20 protein-coding genes and 2 pseudogenes are annotated in these 22,929 nt (G+C 35.2%); 19 read left to right on the top strand and 3 right to left on the bottom strand.

The window, feature by feature from the left end; all coding sequences use genetic code 11:
• Positions 1–172 precede the first annotated feature (172 nt).
• Together I7822_RS25590 and I7822_RS25585 are read left to right on the top strand one after the other, a co-directional pair.
• Positions 173–487, top strand: a pseudogene (locus tag I7822_RS25590) (nitroreductase family protein); the annotation flags it as partial.
• A gap of 1,058 nt (positions 488–1,545) precedes the next feature.
• On the top strand, positions 1,546–2,253 hold the full coding sequence (locus I7822_RS25585; protein WP_207981896.1) for a hypothetical protein: 708 nt from the start codon (positions 1,546–1,548) through the stop codon (positions 2,251–2,253).
• A gap of 510 nt (positions 2,254–2,763) precedes the next feature.
• Here the strand turns inward: I7822_RS25585 and I7822_RS25580 are convergent.
• Positions 2,764–2,970 carry a helix-turn-helix transcriptional regulator gene (locus I7822_RS25580; RefSeq protein WP_207981895.1) on the bottom strand — a complete coding sequence of 69 codons (207 nt, stop codon included), beginning with the start codon at positions 2,968–2,970 and terminating at the stop codon, positions 2,764–2,766.
• 103 nt (positions 2,971–3,073) lie between these two features.
• Between I7822_RS25580 and I7822_RS25575 the strand changes: the two genes are divergently transcribed.
• Entirely contained in the window at positions 3,074–4,192 is a 1,119-nt protein-coding gene (locus I7822_RS25575; RefSeq protein WP_207981894.1) for a S8 family serine peptidase, read from the top strand.
• A gap of 348 nt (positions 4,193–4,540) precedes the next feature.
• Here I7822_RS25575 and I7822_RS25570 read toward each other — a convergent pair whose 3' ends face one another.
• Positions 4,541–5,932, bottom strand: a complete 1,392-nt coding sequence (locus I7822_RS25570) for an aminotransferase-like domain-containing protein (protein WP_207981893.1) — start codon at positions 5,930–5,932, stop codon at positions 4,541–4,543.
• 242 nt (positions 5,933–6,174) lie between these two features.
• On the opposite strand from I7822_RS25570, the gene azlC reads away from it, so the two are divergent.
• The 5 genes and pseudogenes from azlC to I7822_RS25545 all read left to right on the top strand — a co-directional run bounded on the left by azlC (position 6,175) and on the right by I7822_RS25545 (position 8,248).
• Complete coding sequence (azlC, locus tag I7822_RS25565; protein ID WP_207981892.1) at positions 6,175–6,885, top strand: azaleucine resistance protein AzlC; 711 nt, start codon at positions 6,175–6,177, stop codon at positions 6,883–6,885.
• On the top strand, positions 6,882–7,214 hold the full coding sequence (locus I7822_RS25560) for a branched-chain amino acid transporter permease (RefSeq protein WP_207981891.1): 333 nt from the start codon (positions 6,882–6,884) through the stop codon (positions 7,212–7,214). The genes azlC and I7822_RS25560 overlap by 4 nt, the downstream gene beginning before the upstream one ends.
• A gap of 131 nt (positions 7,215–7,345) precedes the next feature.
• Positions 7,346–7,741 carry a PaaI family thioesterase gene (locus I7822_RS25555; protein WP_307847888.1) on the top strand — a complete coding sequence of 132 codons (396 nt, stop codon included), beginning with the start codon at positions 7,346–7,348 and terminating at the stop codon, positions 7,739–7,741.
• 97 nt (positions 7,742–7,838) lie between these two features.
• Positions 7,839–7,973 (top strand): annotated as a pseudogene (locus tag I7822_RS25550) (helix-turn-helix domain-containing protein); the annotation flags it as partial.
• Positions 7,974–8,047: 74 nt separating this feature from the next.
• A complete protein-coding gene (locus I7822_RS25545) occupies positions 8,048–8,248 on the top strand; it encodes an alpha/beta fold hydrolase (RefSeq protein WP_207981890.1) in 201 nt (66 codons plus the stop codon).
• A 124-nt stretch (positions 8,249–8,372) separates the two neighbouring features.
• Here I7822_RS25545 and I7822_RS25540 read toward each other — a convergent pair whose 3' ends face one another.
• Positions 8,373–9,872 (bottom strand): extracellular solute-binding protein, encoded by a 1,500-nt coding sequence (locus I7822_RS25540; RefSeq protein WP_207981889.1) that lies wholly within the window; start codon positions 9,870–9,872, stop codon positions 8,373–8,375.
• A 344-nt stretch (positions 9,873–10,216) separates the two neighbouring features.
• Between I7822_RS25540 and I7822_RS25535 the strand changes: the two genes are divergently transcribed.
• The 11 genes from I7822_RS25535 to I7822_RS25485 all read left to right on the top strand — a co-directional run bounded on the left by I7822_RS25535 (position 10,217) and on the right by I7822_RS25485 (position 22,898).
• Entirely contained in the window at positions 10,217–11,320 is a 1,104-nt protein-coding gene (locus I7822_RS25535) for a glycoside hydrolase family 88/105 protein (RefSeq protein WP_207981888.1), read from the top strand.
• 156 nt (positions 11,321–11,476) lie between these two features.
• Positions 11,477–12,166: a GntR family transcriptional regulator gene (locus tag I7822_RS25530; RefSeq protein ID WP_207981887.1), complete on the top strand. Its 690-nt coding sequence runs from the start codon at positions 11,477–11,479 to the stop codon at positions 12,164–12,166.
• Between the two features lie 215 nt (positions 12,167–12,381).
• Positions 12,382–13,302, top strand: a complete 921-nt coding sequence (locus I7822_RS25525) for a dihydrodipicolinate synthase family protein (RefSeq protein WP_207981886.1) — start codon at positions 12,382–12,384, stop codon at positions 13,300–13,302.
• A gap of 30 nt (positions 13,303–13,332) precedes the next feature.
• Positions 13,333–14,790 carry an alpha-ketoglutaric semialdehyde dehydrogenase GucD gene (gene gucD / locus I7822_RS25520; RefSeq protein WP_207981885.1) on the top strand — a complete coding sequence of 486 codons (1,458 nt, stop codon included), beginning with the start codon at positions 13,333–13,335 and terminating at the stop codon, positions 14,788–14,790.
• Between the two features lie 306 nt (positions 14,791–15,096).
• Positions 15,097–16,272 (top strand): mandelate racemase/muconate lactonizing enzyme family protein, encoded by a 1,176-nt coding sequence (locus tag I7822_RS25515; RefSeq protein ID WP_207981884.1) that lies wholly within the window; start codon positions 15,097–15,099, stop codon positions 16,270–16,272.
• A gap of 360 nt (positions 16,273–16,632) precedes the next feature.
• A complete protein-coding gene (locus I7822_RS25510) occupies positions 16,633–18,261 on the top strand; it encodes a flavin monoamine oxidase family protein (protein WP_207981883.1) in 1,629 nt (542 codons plus the stop codon).
• A gap of 36 nt (positions 18,262–18,297) precedes the next feature.
• On the top strand, positions 18,298–18,834 hold the full coding sequence (locus I7822_RS25505) for a RidA family protein (RefSeq protein WP_207981882.1): 537 nt from the start codon (positions 18,298–18,300) through the stop codon (positions 18,832–18,834).
• Between the two features lie 88 nt (positions 18,835–18,922).
• Positions 18,923–19,156 (top strand): twin-arginine translocase TatA/TatE family subunit, encoded by a 234-nt coding sequence (locus tag I7822_RS25500; RefSeq protein ID WP_207981881.1) that lies wholly within the window; start codon positions 18,923–18,925, stop codon positions 19,154–19,156.
• 114 nt (positions 19,157–19,270) lie between these two features.
• Positions 19,271–19,996 (top strand): twin-arginine translocase subunit TatC, encoded by a 726-nt coding sequence (tatC, locus tag I7822_RS25495; protein WP_207981880.1) that lies wholly within the window; start codon positions 19,271–19,273, stop codon positions 19,994–19,996.
• 1,046 nt (positions 19,997–21,042) lie between these two features.
• The gene (locus I7822_RS25490; protein ID WP_207981879.1) at positions 21,043–22,002 is read left to right on the top strand and encodes an ABC transporter permease; all 960 of its coding nucleotides are present in this window, start codon (positions 21,043–21,045) and stop codon (positions 22,000–22,002) included.
• Positions 22,003–22,022: 20 nt separating this feature from the next.
• A complete protein-coding gene (locus tag I7822_RS25485) occupies positions 22,023–22,898 on the top strand; it encodes a carbohydrate ABC transporter permease (protein ID WP_207981878.1) in 876 nt (291 codons plus the stop codon).
• Positions 22,899–22,929: the final 31 nt, after the last annotated feature.

Genomic DNA, 22,929 nt, shown 5'->3' with positions numbered 1-22,929 from the left:
AAAACAAATTCTTGTTTCACTAACAGGGGCGATTCTCTTAAAGATTAAGACTCCAATGTCTTTTCTTCAAAAAGTAATATTCGCTTGTATAAAATGTGTAATAAAGAAGGAATTAAGATTGTAATGTAACCCCAAAATAGACAAAGGACCAATATCTTATCCATATGTGAGCCCTACAATAGGTGGCTCCCATGTATTAGGACGAAATTCAATTCCTGAAACAGATATTTTATCTACAGCCTGTGCAATTCAAAATATGTGGTTAACATCTTGTGCAGAAGGATTGGCGTTGGGGTGGGTAAGTTTTTACAAAAAGAATGATATTCGAGATATTTTAGAAATACCACCACATATTGACCCTATTGATCTTATATCTATTTGTTATACTGATAACTACCCAGAAAAACCTATTTTGGAATTAGTTAATTGGGAAAAAAGGCGTGCTTTAGAACACCTTATTTTCGAAAATAAATGGGGAAGAAACTAAAGGTTTATTAAACAAACGGGGGTGAAATAGCAGAAGATGAAGGCGATTTGATTCAATTTTTGCATCAATATATCCCTGATATTCGGCAATAGAAGTATGTAAAAACCTGTTTGTATACACTTAAGTCTGATGAAAAAATTTATCATAGATCTACATCCTAAGTACTTCAAAGTTGCGATTACAGCAGGATTCTTAGGACATGGGTTCAAATTTTGTAGTGCAGTTGGACAAGCCCTAAGTAACTTGATTATTTCAGGTAAGAATGACATAGATATTTCTCAGTTTTCAATCAATAGATTTAAAAGGGAGTAGCTAAGGTGAGATAATGAAGATATATAAGCTAAAGAATAATTTTAAAGGTATAAAAAAGGGAACACAATTCTATTTGATTGCTGAATCTGAATTTATAGGTGTCAAAGATTTTGTTTTACGAACTAAAGACTTGGCAATTAGGATATCAATTAATGAAAGGGAGCTGCAAAACAATTTTACTTTATTGAGAGATGGACGAACGGTTTGACCAGTTAATTCAATATTGAAGTAACTGGGTGCTTTACTTTAACAAGGATAGAGCTTATTTCAATATACTTAAATAAGTAGCCTTACATTTTCTACCTGATTTTTAATGATTTTCTCATTATCCTTTAAATTTTTTATAGTACTTTAAAAAGAAATAAAAGTACTTTTGGAGGGATATTAAGTTGAAAATCGTAATAGTGCCGTCCGTGATATCCGTTGCATTCGATAATCCGCTTTTTAATGAGTAAAGATAAAATAGGAATTTAATTATCAAAGAGATCAATTTGCTTAGCCCTTAATTATAATTTGGGCTTTTTTATATGGGGAAAAGCAGGAGTTTTGTACTAAAAAGACAACGAATGAGAGAAAAGACCAAAAGAACTCGGATTTTGTCGGATAGAAGTACTTTCCCACTATTTAGTGACCTAAAATAGTACCATTTATGGAAAATGCTGTTGAATTTTGGAAGACTATCAAACTATTATTATTGTTGTGCCGACGCGTTAGGTATATTAGAAGAATATTAAAGGAGTGGGAATGTGAAAAAGCAATTATTTGGTAAAGTAGTTAAACTGGGAATGGTTTTATCAATTGCTGCAACTGTTACATTATCTGGATTTGGAGGAGTTGCCTCAGCGGAAGAACAACAGAGCAATACTCCATCTCCAATACCAAATATTCAAGAATCAGTGGAACAGTATGTAGACACTACAAAAAGCTTTAGTGCAAAAGAAGAAAAGGAATTAACTAAAATTGCTAAGTCCAACTTAAATGAATTAGAAATGATTAAAAAGGGGGATCTAGATACTAATAATCCTGTAATCAAAGCTCTAAATGACGGGACTACTTTTGTGCAATTCTTGATAAAAGATTCTAGTAAATTAGAAGATATTAGTGGTGTTTCCTTTGTAATTGATGAGAATAACTCTGTAGCTTCAGTAAATGAGATTTATGTAAAACTGTTAGATGAAGAGAGTGCTGAATTACGTTTATTTACAAATGGTGAAGAAGTAATTTCTGAAATCTTGGAAAAACCGGATGTAATGCCACAGTGGTCTTGGAGTGTATTAAACAACTGTTTAGCATCTCAAGGTATTTCTTGGACTGTTATAGCGGTTGTTGGAGTTGTTTGTGGGGGGATCTGCTTAGTAACAGCTGGAGCAGGCTGTGTATGGTGCATTATGGTTGAGGCTTCTGCAACAGGTTCAGTTGCAGCGATGTGTGTGAAAAAAGCAGCCGAAGCCTAAATTAACCTAAATTAAAAAGGGAGACTAAAAACCAAAGGGTCAGACCCCTCCAACACAATATATAGCACCTTAAACGTTAAAGGCTACTATATATTAGTAATGTTGGGAGGTGTCAGACCCTTTTGAGTCAGCCTCTTTAATTCCTCTTTGTAATTATAACTAAAGAGACAAAATAAGTAGTTAAAATAAGAAAAACATATAGGAGCATACCGTTAAGAATATCTTCGAGAACACCTAGCTTTATAGATAGAAATATGAGGATAAAATAGATTAAAGCCAGGATGATGGTAGAAAAGGCAGTTTTCTTTTTTATGTCGTTAGCTCGCTCATCATTGTTTCTTAAATGTGGTTGTAAGTAATACAAACAAAACGAAATAATCGCAAACGATAAAATAATGAGTGAGTTGAAATTTATGCTAGTCGATTTTGCCATAAAAGTAACAAATGTCATAAAGAGAAAAATTAAAGTAAAGAGTATTCCTAAATACAAGTACAATTTTCTTGAATTCATTATTTTTCATCCTCCAAATCTAAAATGAATATATCCTCAACAGTTGTGTTAAATGTTCTTGCTATTTTGATAGCTAGAATCAATGAAGGGTTGTATTTCTGTTTTTCGATTGAAATAATGGTTTGGCGGCTTACACTTAACATGTTGGCTAGTTTTTCTTGAGAATACTTATGTTTCTTTCTTATTTCCTCTAATTTATTTTGCATCCAATATGTTAACCTCCTGTTTTAATGATATTTCAATTTTAATGTAAAGGAAACTTTACGTAAAGGACCCTTTACAATTAAGGTACGAAAGGACTACATAATTATGAAAAAAGTACTCTATTTACTTTTAGCGGCATCCATTTTATTTCTATCTGGATTTGGAGTTTATAAAGGAATCGAAAGAAAATCACAAATTGGTTTATATAACAAGCCTTTAGAAATTATTAATGCTAGGGATATTTTACCTTATCAAGATAAAACACCGAAAATAGCTATTATCGATACAGGAGTTGATTTGGGTAATAAATATTTATCAGAGAGCAATATCTCACAAGAATCTTTAAATTTATTGACTTCTAGTTCTCAACAACTCCATGGAACAATGGTAAGTGGAATTTTAGTAAGTGATGGTAATGGCCATTCACAACCAGGAGGTTTAGTACCAAATGCTCAAGTATTATCAATACAAGCTGGTACAGATATGGGGTTAACTTCAAAGGATTTAGCAGAGGCAATAGAAGTTGCTATTGAAAATGATTGCAAAGTGATTAATATCAGTCTTGCGACGAAGAAGAATACGGATATATTAAAGGCAGCAGTTGATAAAGCTCTAGCTAAAGGAATAATTATTGTTGCTTCTTCAGGGAATGAAGGTGAGTCAGAAGACTATTATCCAGCTGCATATGACGGTGTGATTGGTGTCGGAAGTGTAGATCTAGATGGTAATATCATGGGAAAGCCTAACCTAGATAATATTGAAATTTTTGCACCTGGAGAGGATATTTTAACATCGACAGTCAGTGAATCAGAAAAGGGGTTATTCGAAGGTAGCTCTGCGTCTACTCCTATTGTATCTGCTGCTTTTATAACATTAATTACAATGTATCCAAATTTAAGCTCTGAAGAATTAAAGGATCTCGTTATTTCTAATGGAGATTTAGAGGAATTTGATAAGGGAACCTATAATGTTCTAAATTTACAAAAAGCCGTTGAAGCGGCTGATGGAGTTTATGATAAAGACAATAATGAAATAAGGTGTTGGATTTTATTCATTGGGGATAACGTTTTACAAGGTGGACGGGTTTATGACGATTCCAATATTGATTTCCGGACTGAAAAGATGCTGTTTTTTAATGAACGAATGGCGAGTAATCCTAATTTGGTAACTATCAATTTATTTGTAAAAGGATTATCGATTGGTCGTGTAAAGGAATCAATATAATATGGTTGAGGAAGGGTTACCTATTGGTTTTCGCTGAAGGTATCCTTTTTTATTTTTATATTCGTAAACATTATTAAACAATCAGGCCGTGATACTTTAAAAACGAAAGATCTAAATTTTTGGCTGTTTTCGCAAACTTTGTTGCTATTTACCAAGTGAGGTGTGGTTGATTGCAGCGAGAGGATGCTCGCTTTCCGCGGATCGGGCGGTGAGTCTCCTCGGAGTAAAACGCCTGCATGAGTCTCACCTGTACCGCTGCTCTAAGCATGAGTCTCGCAATCCGCTCCAATCAACCTGAATTAGTTGTTGCTTTAAAAGCAACAATCTCTTAGACATGAGCCGAATTTTTTAACAGCTGAGATACTCCTTTAATATTTTCAATCCGATTTCTAACTCTGTGAATGTATTTGTAGTAGAAAGTGCAATTCGTAAATACTTCTCAGGAGTGGTCTGCCCGCTTAGAAAACGATCGGAATGAAAAACTCGAATTCCATGCTCCTTTAAATCAGTTTCTAACTTCCATGCGTCATTTTGCCCGTCAATTGGTAGCCAACGATAAAAACTTAGAGGGTGTCCTGCATTCTTTCTTAAAGGAAAATATTCAAAATAAATATCATTTGCAGTTTGTGCTAGCTGTTTCTTGAAAGAGATAATTTCATGGGCCTTTCCTGATAGAATGAGTTCTGTGATGACCTCTGCATCAAAAGAAGAAGTTTTTACATTGATGTTAAAAATAGCCCTTAAAATTTTCTCACGTAAAGCATCTCCAAATACCATAAAGGCAACTCTTAATCCAGAACAAATTGACTTAGAGGTGCTACAAATATAAACGCTCTGTTCTGGCAGTAAATTGAACATTGGTTGTTGATAATCAGAGATTATACCTGCCGTTAGAAATGCATGAATATCATCCTCGATTAATAGTAAACGATGCTTTCGGATGACTTCAGCTAGTTCTTGCTTTCGAAAATCTGAAATCATAACAGTAGTAGGATTAGAACAAGAAGGCATTAGGAAAATGCCGTGAATATTTATTTGACTGCATTGCTTTTCAAGTTCGTCTGGTAACATACCAAATTGGTCCCCAGGAATAGGCACTAACTGAATATGGAACATTTTTGCCAATTCGATAAAGTTTGAATACGTGTATAAGTCAGTTGCAATTTTATTACCAGGCTCAAATAAAGCAGCTAAGGCAATAGACAATGCATTTTGAGCACCAGAAACTATCGCTATTTGCTCTTGGTTCGCTTGAATACCAAATCCTTTTATCCAGTTTAGGGCAGCCGCTTTTTGATGTGGGATACCTGTTGGATCGTTGTAATTTAAAAGTTGCTCCAAATAACTTTTATTCGCAACGGTTCGAATAATGTCTGTTACTGCACTATTGGTTTGCTCAAAAGATGCTACAAAGCCAAGGTCAATACCGTTTGACATTTTATCCGTGGAAATGGTTATAGAACGAGTAGCATTAGGAGCCACAAAGGTACCACTTCCCGTAATGGCATAAATTAATCCCTTTACCTCGCATATTTTGTAGGCTCGTGTAATCGTGGTGAAGTTTAAGTCAAGAAAATCTGCTAATTCCCGTTGCGGAGGTAATTTTGTTCCAGGTGCTAAGTAACCATTTGTAATATGCTGTTCAAGTAAGGAAGCCAGAGATTTATAAAAAGGGCGATTTAATTCCTGCTTATCAGGTTTCCAAGACATTGGATAATGATCAAATGAATTTACTGGCATACTCCACCTCTATGATAATATTCCATACAATTACATTGTATATTGTATGTATTTTAAACGATATTGTATGAATATAAAAGCTACCTAAAAAGATCAAATATAATAAGGAATTTTACATCATTCACTCGCATTCTATCAATCTAAGTAAGCATTGAAATTGTAATCCATACAATTATTTAATTTATTGTATGGATTTTGTGTGTTAAAAATAATATAAAGTAAAACATCAGGATGTGAATCATATGAAAAACGAAAATCAAATATGGATAGCATTTCGTTCGGCCTTTCCATATACAGTGCCAATATTGGCGGGATTTGTATTTTTAGGAATTGCTTATGGAATCTTTATGAATTCATTAGGTTTTGGTGCAATTTACCCAATTCTGATGAGTCTATTAATATTTGCAGGATCAATGGAGTTTGTGGCAGCCAATTTATTGCTTGTTGCTTTCAATCCGATTAACGCACTACTTCTAACTTTAATGGTGAATGCACGTCATTTGTTTTATGGTATTTCTATGCTCGATAAGTATAGAAAAACTGGAAAGAAAAAATGGTATCTAATATTTGGTCTATGTGATGAGTCGTTTTCAATCAATTGTACTGTTGATATTCCAAAGAATGTAGACAAGGGGTGGTTTATGTTCTTTGTGACATTGCTCAATCATTCCTATTGGGTAGTAGGATCAGCAATTGGGGGTATTTTTGGCTCACTTGTCAGGTTCAATACAGAAGGTCTTGAATTTGTTATGACCGCTCTTTTTGTTGTGATTTTCATTGAACAGTGGTTGAAAGAGAAAAGGCACCATAGTGCTCTTGTAGGGCTAGGACTTTCAACATTTAGTCTTATTGTTTTTGGAGGAATCAATTTCATTATCCCTGCGATGCTAGCGATTCTAGGGATACTTACCATTCTTAGAAAACCATTGGAGAAAGTTGAGGTTAGCGTATGACGATGAGTATAACTCAGCAAGTGATCACAATCGCCATGGTTGTGTTGGGGACAATGCTTACAAGATTTCTTCCCTTCATTATTTTCCCATCGGGTAAGCCCACACCGAAGTATGTACAGTATCTCGGTGAAGTATTGCCTTCTGCGGTAATAGGACTTCTAGTTGTTTATTGTTTTAAAGATGTGAGTTTGTTATCTGGAAGTCATGGTATCCCTGAAATAATTGGAGTAGCAGTAGTTGCACTGCTTCATTTTTGGAAGAAACAGATGCTTCTCTCTATAGCTGGGGGGACAATTGTTTATATGTTATTGGTGCAATTGCTTTTTTAAACACTGTAGTAATGACAAGAATATGTCCAATTACTATACTGCTATGAATGGTAATTGAAATAAACTAAAAAGGGGGCAGTATTTGTGAAGAAGAAAATTGATGAAAATCAAATTTTCGAAAAACACTACGAATAAATTTACAATCAAGTAAAAAACGATCCTATGCTCAGTCGTTAGGAATTAAGTTAACAAAATTTGACTCAGGTTTTGCAGAAACAATACTAGAAGTGCAAAGCCATATGGTAAATGCATATGGAACTGTTCATGGGGCAGTTATTTATGCTTTAGCAGATCATGCTTTTTCAGTAGCCTGTAATGCATATGGAAAAACTTCTTTAGGACTATCAACAACAATCCAGTTTATTGAATCAGCCCAACCTGGAGACAAGATAGTTGCCTGTGCGACAGAAGTAAAACGAAACTATCGTACAGGATTCTATCGAATTGACGTCTTACATGAGCAAAATCTGATAGCAACCATGGAGGCAGTGTCTTATCGTAAGGATCAATATTTTATTAAATTTTGATGAACAAGGTTAAATGTAGAAATACAACATTTTTCAAAATGAATAGAAAATGACGGAATTATAATAATAGATTTGCTTTTAAAAGGAGTTTTATGGAAAAGTTTATAAAGAGCTTTAAAAATTAGGATTTTCGCAATATGAATTCCAAGTATATAAAGAAGTTTTAAGGGACTTTCCTATAACAGGATATGAGATCAGTATAAGGTCAGGCATTCCTAGGTCAAAGATATATGGAACATTAGTTTCACACTGAATTTATTAAACTTGAACAAGAAATGCCTAAATTAACAAAAAAGGATGGAATTAATGCAGTATAACTCTCCAACATTGATTAATACAGGAGAAAAAGACATCTTTTTTCCAGCCAATCGGTTAAACAAAGTAGCAAGAGAAATCATATCAAATTTAATAGATGTTAAAACAATTGATATGGGACATTTTCCTTCAGAAGAGCATTTAATCGAAATTAACAATGAAATTAAGGGATTCTTAAATACACACTACTGATACAATAAATTTAATTCGGGTACAAAGTTTATAAATATTATGAACCTTTTCCAGAAAATGGTGCGAATGCACAACAAGGAAAAATAGCCTGCAGAAAATCCCCTACAGGCTCGATATCAAAAAGTTATTTCTTCATCTCTTTATAAGACGAACTGAATTCTTCGATTATTTTATCTCCACCTTGTTTTTTCCACTCTTCTACTGCTGCTTCGAATCCTTTTTTATCTAGGTCTCCAATAATATATTTGTATGTGGCGTCATCAATGATTTTTTGTAAAGAAACACTTTTTTCTAAGAAGGTAGGTGAATCAAGCCCAATTGTCGGGTCTTTAATTAAATATTGTTCGTTATCGGTAAATAACTCTTCTGCTTTATTTTGTGGTTCATAAGTGAAATAACCTTTTAATCTACCATTGGTTTCTTCCTCGGTGATCTCTAATGTTTGTATTGGTAGTACTTCTCGATCAAATAAATTTTGATCTTTTATTTCTGCCATCCCATCCTTTATTGTATAATGTTCACCTTCGATACCCCAATAAATTAAATTTGCACCTTCAGGAGTCATAAGGTAATCATAGAAAGCTAGGATTTTCTTTAACTCTTCTTCTGATTCAACAGATGATTTAGGGAATAATATAGCATTTCCATATCCCGGTAAAGACCAGACTGTAAATTTATCATCTGGACCTGCAACTTTATTGTGTACATCTAACTCAACATCAGGGTTAATGGCAGCTGCATCGGTGTATAGAGATTGAACATCTCCCATAGACCCAACATAAACGCCTGCTGTCCCATTTTTTAACATCGCTTGCTGATCGGTTTTACTTGTTACTGGGAAATCTTTGTTTATATAGCCTTTTTCATGTAGGTCTCTAAAAAAGTCCAATGTCTCCATATATTCAGGGAACATAAATTCTGGTTCGATTTTATCGTTCTTCACGCCAAAGTTGTTAGGCGTATGGAACCAAGATGCAACTGTTTTGAATGCTCCGAATATTAATTCATTTCGGTCTGTTAAGCCAATGGTATCATCTTTTCCATTTCCGTCGGGATCGTCCTCAGTAAATGCTCTTACCATTTCATAAAACTCATCTGTATTTGTTGGAGCAGAAAGTCCAAGTTTTTCCGCCCAATCTTTTCGATAAATCATACCTTGACGAGATGCTGGCTTTCCTTCATAGATCATATAAATTTTCCCATCAACCTTCGTGTTTTCAACGACTTCTTCCTTCATTTTACTTAAATTTTCAAACTCATCTAAATAAGGACCTATTTCCCAAAATTGTCCATCACGAATTGCCTCTTTGTATTGTGTTAACATTTCTAAGTCTAAAACAACGGAGTCAGGAAATGATCCTGTGGCAAATAAGGTATTCACTTTTTCTGGATAAGTAGTAGCAGGCACAAATTGAATATCTAATTCCATATTCGTTTCTTTTGCAAGGATGTCTAACACCTTTTTATCAGGAACCTCTGGAGTATGTAGTTTAACCATGGCTGAAAATTCAGATGGTTCTTTAGAACTTTCGTTTGAAGCGCTTTCATTACTGCATGCTGTAAGTGAACCAATACCTAAAGAAAGTGAAAAAATGATAGAAAAAACCTTTCCTGATTTATTCATTTTTATTAAACCCCCATTGTCGTGATATTTGATATTTGATATATCAACACTTTTTATATTAAACGACGACCATTTATAAGTAAACAGTTTTTTGAATTTTTAATATTTTTTAAATTTATCTGATAACTAACATTAATTAGAAGTCTTTTAGTGAAGAGTATCCTAATATATTTATTTACACACAAGGTTAGTCTAGCAGGATATAAAATTGTTCAGTTGAAATGCTTCTTGTTGACAACGCTTTCAACATACTTTTAAATATAAGGAAATATTGATTCCATTTTCATTTTTGGTGAAAAATGGTTTTTTTAACATTTTAAAAGAAAGCTAGGAGGGAATGTACAATGGATTATGAATTAGTAGGAAAGTTGAAAACGCAATATATGAATGGGTGTGGTAAATGGTATTCGTCAAGATGGCACTACATTGAAGGTTGTATCCTAAAGTCATACTTAGATAGCTATCAATACACAGGTAATGAGGATGATTATCTTTTTGTAAAGAACTTTGTTGACAATCTCTTTAATGAGTATGGAGATATTGATGCGATTAAGATCCAGTATTACAATATTGACCAAATTCGAATGACATCCATATTATTTACGCTTTTCAAGAAGGAAGGAGATCTAAAATATAAAAGAATACTAGATTTAATTTATAACCAATTAGAAAGCTACCCAAGGACAGATAGTGGAAGTTTTTGGCATAAAACAAATTATGAAAATCAAGTTTGGTTGGATGGTCTTTATATGGGGCAACCATTTTATGTTCAATATATAAAGGAGTTCAAAGAGAAAAAGGATTACTCTGATATACTACAGCAATTTAGAAATGTACGTAAGTTTCTATTTGATGAGAAAACTCAACTTTATGCCCATGCATATGATGAAAGTCGCGAGATGTTTTGGTGTGATAAGAAAACGGGTCGTTCACCACATGTATGGGGACGTGCTGTTGGTTGGTATGTGATGGCCTTAGTTGACATACTTGAAATTTTAGAAGGTGAGGAAGGAATTAGCGAGGAATTAAAAAGCCTTTTAGAAGAAACAGTAGATGGGATGCTGAAATATCAGCATGACAATGGTATGTGGTATCAAGTTGTTGATCACATTGGTGAAGAAGGAAACTACCTGGAAACAAGCGGAACATCAATGCTGTCTTATGCCATCTTAAAAGGAGTGCGTCTTGGTTATTTGCCCAAAAAGTATAAAGATAAAGGTGTAGCCGCATTTGAAGGTACAGTAAAAAGGTATATTCGTGAGGAAAATGGTGAAGTTTTGCTCGGTGGTATATGCAGAAGTGCAGGTTTGGGAACAAATCCAGATACAGGGATCGTTCGTGATGGTAGTTATGAGTATTATGTTTATCGTGAAAAAGTCGTAGAAAACAATGGGCATGGAGTAGCTCCTTTGCTAATGGCATATAATGAGATGCTGATGCTTAAATAGATAATCATATGTTTTAGATTACTAAACGGTAATTACCAATTGCATCTAACCCTAAACCGTTATCTGATAATTCGTTATTTACATAAAAAAACGCTTATGCTAAAATGTGATATATCAGATATCAGAACTACAAGAAACACAAAATGGGGGAGTTTTATGAGTGAACAATCAATAAGCAGGGACTTATTTTCAATGAAAACCGAACAAGTAAAATCACTAAGAGATATCGTCATTGAATCCCTTCGAGAAGCAATAGTAACTGGTCGATTTCAGCCTGGAGAACATTTAAAAGAACGGGAGCTCTCAGAAATAATGGGAGTGAGTACTACCCCTATAAAAGAAGCATTTCGAATGCTTGGTTATGAAGGGTTAGTTGTAACAGTCCCAAGAAAAGGTACATATGTTTCCGATTTGGCGGAGACTAGTATTCAGGAGGTGCAAATGCTAAGGGCTGCAGTTGAAGGAGTATGTGCAAAACTTGCTGCGATGAAATTAACGAAAAAAAACGAATTAGCCTTGAAGCAGCAGATTGAAAAAATGGAACTTCTGTTAAATAATAATGAAATTGATCAATTGGTAGAGGAAAACACAAAGTTTCACCGTTTGATTAATGAGATAGCTGGTAATCCGATGATGCTGCAAATTACTGATAATATTTCGAGTTTTGACAAAGCCTTTCGGAAAAGAGCTTTAAAGGAAGAAAGCGAATTACGAGCGGGTTTCTCCGAACATAAAGAAATATATGAAGCAATTGTTTCAAAAGATCCAGAGCTTTCTGAAAAGGTAATGAAACAACATATTTTAAGAACGGCCCAAGATGTTTTAAAAGTATCGCAAGAAAAGTAGATCATTCTTAAAGTACTTGTTCTGTATGGGAAAAAGCAGCGATATTGCTTCTATAGAGGATGCCCCTTCTGAACAAGTACTTTATTTCACTGGTGTTCCATTTTAGTTACTTTTGAAAGCGCTAACTAATCGAGTCTGTTCTCTTATTGAAGAATATAAGCTATAAAAGTCTTAGATCCATAGAGATCTTTGTACTTAGCATAAAGGAGGAAATGATGTATTACGCTGAATTTAGGAAAAAATTCGAAACTATATCGGGAATTACAATTACACCTTTTAAAAAAGATACGAAAGAAGTAGATTGGCGTGGCGTGCAAGAGAATGTTGAGTTTCTCATAAATAAAGGTGTAAAAGTCATAGTACCTTGTGGGAACACAAGTGAATTCTATTCCTTAACAATTGAGGAAGCAAAAGAAGAGATTAAAAGAGTTGTAGAATATGTGAATGGTCGTGCAATAGTTGTAGCAGGCATCGGCTACTCAGTTGATACAGCCATTGAAATGGGTAATTACGCCAAAAAAGTAGGCGCTGATAGTATCATGATTCATATGCCTATTCACCCTTATATTACAGATGAAGGTGCTTTCGATTACTTTGAAACGATTATTGAAGCAGTTGATTTACCTTCCGTCATTTATTTCAAAGATCCTAATTTAAGTGATGATATCCTTTTCAAACTAGCCCCCTTAGAAAAACTTGTAGCTGTTAAATATGCTATTAATGACCTTCCTAGATTTGCAAACACAGTTCAATCAGTACCTAAAGAATTTAATATTGCCTGGATATGTGGGACGGCAGAGAAATGGGCGCCATTTTTCTATCACGCAGGGGCAATTGGGTTTACTTCAGGACTAGTAAACTTATATCCTGAAAAATCATTTGAAATGCTTGAAGCACTGCAGTCCAAAAATGAAGATAAAATATGGAAAGTATGGAGAGAGGTTGTACCTTTTGAAAATTTGCGAGCTAAATATAATAACGGAAATAATGTTGTCGTTATAAAGGAAGCTATGGAGCATATTGGATTAAACGCTGGTATTACAAGACAACCAGTTGCAGAGCTAAAGGAAAATGATCGTCAAGAATTACGAAATCTTATTCATTCCTGGGGATTTACTCCACATTCAGTCAAGTAAAGATCCAATTAGAAGGGGAAATGATAGAAAATGAGTAAATTATATGCGAATTTCATTAATGGAAATTGGTGTCAATCTAGTAATGACGAAACGCTGGAAAGCAAAAATCCTGCAAATACTTCTGAAATTGTAGGATTATTCCCTAGTGCTACCTCTATGGAAGTAGACCGTGCTGTTCAATCAGCAAAACATGCTTTATCATCTTGGAGAAATCTCTCAGCTCTGGAGAGAGGCAACTTTCTACATAAAACAGCTGATATTTTAGCTGGTAAATTGGAAGACATTGCTTATACAGCGACGATGGAAATGGGTAAGACCTTAGCAGAAACAAAAGGTGAGGTTGCTAGGGCGGTTCAAATATTAAGATATTATGCACAAGAAGGATATCGCAAAATTGGAGATAATATTCCATCTGGTGAGAGTCAAAACCTATTATTTACAACAAGAGTACCAGTAGGCGTCGTTGGAATTATTTCTCCGTGGAATTTCCCAATTGCGATACCAGTTTGGAAAATTGCGCCAGCACTAGTGTATGGGAATACAGTCATATTGAAGCCAGCGTCTGAAACGTCTATCACAGCGATTAAAATTATTGAGGCATTTGCAGAAGCTGAGTTCCCAACTGGTGTTGTCAATATTGTAACAGGTAAAGGTTCTGTTGTAGGTGGAAATTTAATTAATAATCCAGATGTAAATGCAATCAGTTTTACTGGTTCAAATGAGATCGGCAAAGCTGTTGCCATGGGATGCATAGAGCGAGAGGCTAAATATCAGTTAGAAATGGGTGGGAAAAACCCAGCAATAATACTTGATGATGCAGATTTGAACCTTGCAGCAGAGCTGACAGTGAATGGGGCAATGAAACATACCGGACAAAAATGCACAGCAACTAGTAAAGCATATGTACATGAATCAATATATGAAGAATTTAAAGCGAAGGTACTTGAGAGAGTAGCAGCAATAAAAGTTGGCCCTGGTTTAGATGAATCGACTTATATGGGACCTGTAGCTTCTAAGGCTCAGCTCGAGAATGTCTTAAATTATATTGAAGAAGGGAAAAAATCAGGAGCAACATTGCTTACTGGTGGTAAAGTTCCAAAAGGAAATGAGTTCAAAGATGGATACTATGTAGAACCTACAGTGTTTGAGAATGTAGATAACAAAAGTGCTATTGCCCAAGAGGAAATTTTCGGCCCTGTTTTATGCTTATTTAAAGTTAATAGTTTAAAAGATGCACTTAAACAAGCAAATGACAATAAGTTTGGTCTATCTGCCTCCTTATTTACAAGAGATTTAGCTAAATCATTTACGTATATTAATGAAATAGATGCAGGATTAATCAAAGTAAACGGTGAAAGTGCAGGAGTTGAATTGCAGGCACCGTTTGGAGGAATGAAAGCATCAAGCTCTCATTCAAGAGAACAAGGTGAGGCTGCAAAGGAATTTTTCACTTCAATTAAAACAGTCACAATCACCCCAGTTCCGTAAAATGCTACAACAAATATTCTACTAGAATCTACATAACAATCATATTTTGCATGAAAAATAAGTCTCTTTTCTAAAAGAGTGTTGTTTTTGAACAAAACTGATTAGGTTGATTGGAGCGGATATGCGAGACTCCTGTGGGAGTAGCGGGATAGATGAGACCCCGCAGGCGCTTCGCGCTGAGGAGGCTCATTGCCCGCCCCACGGAAAGCGAGCATCCTGGAGTGTCAATCAATCAACCCAATACTATTTTCAAAGCAACAAAGTTTGCGAAAATAGCCAAAAATAAAAGTGTAAGGATGATGGTAATTGAAGATCACAGATATTAAGTTAACGGTAGTTGGTGTTCCGCGTCATACAGGTTTTATAAATAAACATATTATCGTAAAGATTTATTCAGATGAAGGAGTAACTGGGATCGGGGAAATGTCTGATTTTTCTCATCTACCGCGCTATGCACCAGATGTTGAGGATTTAACGAATGTAATCAAGTCAGTTCTCGTTGGTGAAAATCCATTTGATATTATGAAGCTAAACAAAGAGCTCGTCGGAAATTTTCCTGAAGCTATGTACTATTATGAAAAAGGTAGTTTCATTCGTAATGGAATCGACGCAGCACTTTATGACCTTTGTGCAAAATACTTAGGAATTTCAGTTGCGGATATGTTGGGTGGTAGAGTAAGAGAAAAAATAAAGGTCTGCTATCCAATTTTTAGAATGAGGTTTATGGATGAAGTAGAGGAGAATATTGAAGTTGTTCGAAAGCGTTTAAATCAAGGTTTTGATGTGTTTAGATTATATGTTGGGAAAAATATAGATGCAGATGAGGCATTTTTAGATGCTGTACAACGTGAATTTGGTCAGAAAGTAAAAATAAAGTCATTAGATTTTAGTCACTTACATGATTGGAAAACGACTCTACAAGCAGTTAAAAGATTAACCAAGTATGATTTAGGATTGGAAATGATCGAAAGTCCGGCCCTTGCAAATGATCATGAAGGCCTTAATCATATTCGAATGAGAACAGATTATCCAATTAGTGAACATGTGTGGAGTACTAGACAGCAATACGAAATGATTAAGCATGATTCAGTCGATATCTTTAATATCTCTCCAGTGTTTATTGGTGGCTTAACCGCAGCGAAAAGAGCAGCCGCAGTGGCAGAAGTTGCTGCAAAAGGTGTTATACTAGGAACCACACAGGAACTATCAATTGGAACAGCGGCAATGGCGCATTTAGGAGCAGCACTTACGAATTTAACTTATACATCTGATCCAACAGGTCCAGAGTTATATATAGGGGATGTAGTAAAAAATAGAGTTCAATATAAAGATGGTTACCTCCATTTACCAGATCGAGGAGTAACAGGTTTAGGTATTGAATTGGATGAAGAATTGATAGAAAAATACCGAGTAAATGATTTGAGCTGGGGAGAAGTTTCTGTCCATCAATTGCAAGACCGAACAGCGCAAACGAAAGTCTAAGAACCGTATGAGTATTTTATAGAAGAGGAATGAAGATCATATTAAAAAGTATCTGTGAAGTATGAGCGCAGATGCTTTTTTTTGAGGGATTTTTTCATAGAGATGGAGATATACCGAACAGTCTCCATCTCTATTTTATTCGAAATGTTGTCTGAACCCCTGACGCTACCCATTAAACAGCTTATTTTGTAATTCTATTAACCTCACAAGGATTGGAACCAGTTTTCGACTAAACTTTCTTATTTTCTAACAAAAACTAGTAAAAATTCCAAAAAATATGTAACATTCCCTTACAAATATGTACAAATATTCCGAAAAATGCATTAAATTAAAATCTATTAACAGGAGGTGTAAAGAAAGATGACAAGTAATCAAGAAAAAGGTATGACGAGAAGGGATTTTTTGGATCAAGTCGGAAAAGTTGGGGGAGCAGTTGCGGTTTGGGGTGCAATGGAATCACTTGGTTTATTAGGTAAGCCATTAATGGCAAGTGCAAAGGAATTTACTAGTCCTAAGAAAAGCGATTTAGCAATGGCGAATAAAAATGGCAAAAAAATCATTATTTTGGGAGCGGGCATTGCTGGAATGACTGCAGCTTATGAATTAGGAAAGGCAGGTTATGATTGTAAAATACTTGAAGCAAGGGAGCGCACTGGTGGTCGCAACTGGACAGTAAGAAAAGGTACAGCAGAAAGTGAAATAAATGGGGTAAAACAAATTGCGAAATTTGATAAAGGGCTATACTTTAATGCCGGTCCAGCGCGTATACCTCAGCATCATGTAACAATTGATTATTGCAGAGAGCTTGGTGTTGAACTTGAAGTATTCTGTAATGCCAATGAATTCTCATACTATTATCAAGAAAACACCGGGCCACTATCTAGCCAGAAAATACGAAAGGGCACTGTAAAAGCAGATACTCGCGGTTATATTTCAGAGTTGTTAGCGAAGGTTTCAGATAAAACCTTACTAGATCGCCCTCTTTCGAAAGAGGATATTGAACGGTTAACAGCCTATCTTAAAGGTGAAGGAGATTTATCTTCAGATTATACATATAAAGGTTCAACTCGTCGTGGATATAAAGAGTTGCCGGGGGCTGGTCTTAAGCCTGGTACAATCGATTCGCCATTAGCCCTTACAGAGCTGCTGCAATCAGGAATGATGAACAGCATCAGCGGTGATTATGATTTCAATCAACAACCGATGGTGTTCCAACCTGTAGGAGGGATGGATCAAATTCCAAAAGCTCTTGAAAGTAAGTTGTCGGGAAAAATCACTTTCGGAGCTGAAGTACAAGAAATTAGACAATCAGCGGAGGGAGTTCGAATTGTATACAAAACAAATAAGAATGGTAAAACAAGTGAAATAACAGGAGACTATTGTATTTGTACTATTCCCCTTCCTGTATTAAAAAATATTTCAGCTGATTTTACACCACAAATGAAAAATGCAATTAAAAATATAAATTATGCAACGACTGGAAAAATTGGTCTTCAGTTTAAAAACAGATTCTGGGAAAAAGATGATCGTATCCTTGGCGGAATTACAACAACGAATATGGATATTTCACAAATTTGGTACCCATCCAATGACTTTTTATCTCAAAAAGGAGTGTTAGTTGGCTATTATAATTTTGGTCAAAATGCAGTGGATTATGGGAATCTACCAATCTCGCAGAGACAAGCTCGTGCGATATCTCAAGGTGCGAAAATTCATCCTCAATATGCGCAAGAATTTGAAACTTCTTTTTCACTGGCTTGGCATAAAATCAAATATAGTGAAGGCGGATGGGCTTCATACTCTGCATCTGATCGTACGAACTACTATCCTATCCTAAATGAACCACAAGGGCGAATTCATCTTGCTGGTGAACATCTAAGTTATTTAACTGGATGGATGGCAGGTGCTTTTGAGTCAGCAAGAATTGCCGTTAGCAGAATTCATGAAGAAGTACTCAAAGAAAGTAAGGTTACTTCTAAAGTAGGCTAAACAGATCTTCAATATTCATAGGTAGAAGGAGATGGAATGATGAAAAAAACGATTAAATCTATGGTAATAACCACTGTACTTGGGACAAGCCTAATTGCTGGATTCTCTGCTTCTGCAGGAAGTGAAAGTTCAGCACTGAAATCAAATAAAGTAACCTTCTTTGGATCTCCAACATCTTCGATTTCTAGTTCAGTTGCTGTGCCGCACAATTATAATCGATTATCGTATAGTGGGACAGTCCCTCCATTATTAAATAGGGATGGAAAAACGACATATGAACGATATGGAGATACAGAAACGCAAGCCATTGGAATATTAAAGACCTTTAAAGCTGATCTTGAAGCAAAAGGACTTTCTATGGCAGATATCACATATTTAAGAGTGTATCTTACTCCAGACCCTAGCAAAGGGAATAAGCAGGATTACCAAGGATGGTTCAATGCTTATGCCAAGTTCTTTAATACAAAAGAAAATTCAGTAAAGACTGCACGTTCAACGGTAGGTGTCGATAGTTTAGTAAATTCAGATTGGTTAATTGAGATTGAGGCGGAGGTAGCCTATAAAGCTAAATGAAGGAAAGAAAGCAGTAAACTTACGACAGCGGGTTCTGTACCCTTTCCTTCATATAAAAAATAAATTATAGACAAGGGAGAGAATCATTATGCTTCAGAATATCGGTGTTCCAGGGTTAGTCTTAATTCTTATCATTGCACTTGTCATTTTCGGGCCTTCAAAATTACCTGAGATTGGGCGTGCATTTGGTAACACTCTCAAAGAATTCAAAAAGGCAACAAACGATCTTGTGAATGGAGACAATGAATTGAATGAAACACAAGAAGAAACAAAAAAACTACAAGCAGTGGAATCGACTAAACAAAGTAACACTGGTAGTTAACATATTTAAAAAGATGTAGGTAGGTGATCCTGCTTACATCTTTCTTATGTAGAAGGATCTTTTTACATGATAGTGTTTAAACGTCAATAAGGGTTTTCGTTAGGGGGCTTACATTTGGATAAAACCAAAATGAATCTAGTTGAACATTTAGGAGAATTGCGAAAACGAATCATTATCGTTTTAATTGCTTTTATCGTATTCCTTTGTCTATCCTTCATTTTTGTGCAAGATATTCACCAGTTTTTAGTGAAAGATTTAGATGATAAATTAGCATTACTAGGTCCTGGTGATATCTTATGGATTTATATGATGATTGCTGGAGTTGTTGCAATTGCGGCAACAATTCCGATTGCAGCTTTTCAAGTTTGGAAATTTGTAAAACCTGCTCTCAAAAAAGAAGAACAAAAAGCAACAATAGCATTTATACCAGGTATATTTCTTTTATTTTTGTTGGGGATTTCCTTCGGCTACTTTATCCTTTTTCCAATTGTCCTATCATTTTTAGAAAATTTAGCAGGAGAACAGTTCGAAGCGTTCTTTACAGTCGATAAGTATTTCAGTTTCATGATCAATTTAACGTTGCCTTTTGGATTTTTATTTGAAATGCCTGCTGTTATTATGTTTTTAACAAAACTAGGCATCATAAATCCTCATAGACTTGTAAAAGCAAGAAAAATATCCTATTTTGTTTTAATGATTATTTCAGTGGTCATTTCTCCCCCCGATTTGGTTTCCGATGTTCTAGTCATCGTACCTTTACTCATCTTATATGAGTTTAGCATTACATTATCTAAAATAGTATTTAGGAAAAAAACAGAAATACTAAAAGAAGCAAGTTAATAATGGAAGTTTTTTCTCTTTCTCTTTTTCGGTGCCTGTGCCACCCGCAATGAAGGTTGTGGCCGCACTGATAAGGAATTTACAAAAAGATGATGCACTCACCATAGAAAAAATGGTGAAAATCGCAAAATTGTCATTTCAAATTCGATTGTACTTGGTTTTATTGGCTTTCTAACGATGGCAATTATGGTTTTGCTGAGGTAAGCGAGAATTCTCGCTTACCTTTTTGAATCTTGACATGAATATTACATTTATGCTTTTTGACATTAAAACCTTTGGAAAGGAATGGTCGCTCCTCATCATTATAAGGTTCTAATTAGTTAACAAAACATGGGCACCCTGTATTGAATTGTTGAAAAATAGGCATAGGAAAAAAGAATAAAGTATAATTCTAAAGGATTTGAACCAGAAGAATTTTTCTCACATAAAAGTCATCAACAAATCCGTCTAAAGGTTAAAAACTAATCTTCAGACGAATAAATACGAGTGCTAAATTGCCACCATAAACCGATAATCATTGTATTAGATTCTCAGATTCGAACAGCTTGAAACGCAGTGTTTTCAAGGGGATATGAGGAAGTGATTATTTACGATATGATTTTCGTGAATTAGTCTGTAGATGTGATTCACGAAAAAACAATTAGATAATGGAGGATAGGAGAATGACTAGATCATGAAAGATTGTTAGTACTGCTCTTACACTAAGGATAACCACATTTGTCACTCGGCTAAATGAAAGCGCTTAAAAATATCTTCGGATTCACCTGCACATATTAAGAAAAGAAGAAAGCTTGAACCAGCTATTTTAAGACAGCATTTATAAATATATGCTAGGCAAATTCGATAAAGGTTGATTTGATCGTGCTGTAGATGAGTGGAATAAGCAAGATGGATATTAGCTCTATTATGAGGTTAATAGTTTCTTAAAAGTATATCTATACAAAAAAATTTTGTGCTGGATATAAGAAGATTGACGGTTTTCCATGTGAGGTGCATTGGCAGGGGGCGTACCCTTCATACATTCTATTCTAGAAAGGATGATGGCAATGAATAGTGAGGTAGCTGTAAACACAGATCCTATCGTTTTGAAAGAAGCTCGACGGAAAGAACTTATGGGGAAAATTAAGAAGAATAAGTGGATCTACTTAATGCTTTTACCAGGTATCTTGTATTTCATTATTTATAAGTACATTCCTATGTATGGACTAATCATTGCGTTTCAAGATTATAAACCGTATTTAGGAATCTCCGGCAGTGAATGGGTAGGTTTGGAACATTTCGAAAGGTTATTTACAGATCCTGATTTTTGGATGATCTTTGGAAACACGCTTATGTTATTTGCGTTAAATTTAATCCTCTTCTTTCCAATTCCAATCATTTTAGCACTCATGCTTAATGAAGTAAGGTTTATGGCATTTAAACGAACCGTTCAAACATTGATTTATATACCGCATTTTATGTCTTGGGTCATCATTGTTTCAATTGGATACGTCATGCTGACACTTGATGGTGGAGCCATTAATGGATTATTGACTGCTGTAGGTTTGGAAAAAATTAATTTCCTTTTGAATCCTGACTGGTTCCGTCCTATTTATATCACCCAGGTAATTTGGCGTGAAGCAGGATGGGGGACGATTATTTATCTAGCTGCAATGGCAGCGATTAATCCTCAATTATATGAGGCTGCGAGAATGGATGGAGCAAGTCGACTCCAGCAAATGTGGCATATTACACTGCCAGCCATTAAGGGTGTTATTATCATTTTGGTTATTTTGAAAATTGGTGATGTTCTTGAACTTGGATTTGAACATGTCTTCCTTTTATTAAACGCAGCAAACCGAGAGGTAGCAGAAATCTTCGATACGTATGTATATACTGCAGGATTAAAGCAAGGTCAATTTAGCTACAGTACAGCTGTTGGTTTCTTTAAAGGAATTGTTGGACTGATTCTTGTTATCTTTGCTAATTGGTTAGCTAAGAAAAGTGGAGAAGAAGGAATTTATTAATTCTATAGGGGGAAAACAGAATGGTTGAAGACAAGTCTTTAGGGAGCCGTATATTTACGATTACGAATATCCTGCTACTATCCATTATTGCATTGGTGACTGTACTGCCGTTTATCCACGTGATAGCAAGTTCTTTTACGACAAGCGCTGAATTAGCAGAGAAACAATTTGTTCTTTTTCCAACGGAATGGAGCTTAGCAGCCTATAAATATATCTTTTCAACTGATACAATTTTCCGATCGCTGTTAGTATCAATTGTTGTCACAGCAGGCGGAACTTTGTGGAGTATGTTTCTTTCTGTCTTAACAGCCTATGGTCTTTCAAGAAAAGATTTAGTTGGTCGGAGATTTATTATGTTTTTTTTCGTCTTCACTATGCTGTTCAATGGTGGAATGATACCAACTTTCTTAGCCGTAAAATATACAGGGTTGCTCGATTCTTTACTAGCGTTAATTATCCCAGTTTCAATCAATGTATTTAATATGATTATCTTAAAAAGCTTTTTCCAGGGCTTGCCTGACTCATTAGAAGATGCCGCAAAGATTGATGGTTGTAGTGACTTTGGAATACTATTTCGAATCATTATTCCTTGCTCAATGCCGGCAATTGCTACCATTTCCTTGTTTTATGCGGTAACGTATTGGAACACATATATGCATGCCATTTTGTATATTAATAATGCCGATCTATGGCCTGTCCAGGTGCTTTTGCGACAAATTGTTGTGTTGGCAAGTGGCCTAAACTATGACGGAGCAGAGTTTACTGATGCTCCTCCACCAGAATTGACAGTTAAAATGGCTGTAATTGTAGTAGCTACACTACCGATATTATTGGTTTATCCTTTCCTACAAAAGCATTTTACGAAAGGTGCCTTGCTAGGATCCATTAAAGAGTAAGCGATCAATATGGAACATTAAAAATAGGAGC

It is taken from the genome of Metabacillus bambusae, assembly GCF_017497975.1.
Taxonomy (GTDB): Bacteria; Bacillota; Bacilli; order Bacillales; family Bacillaceae; genus Metabacillus; species Metabacillus bambusae.
This window is presented reverse-complemented; position numbering and strand designations above follow the sequence as displayed.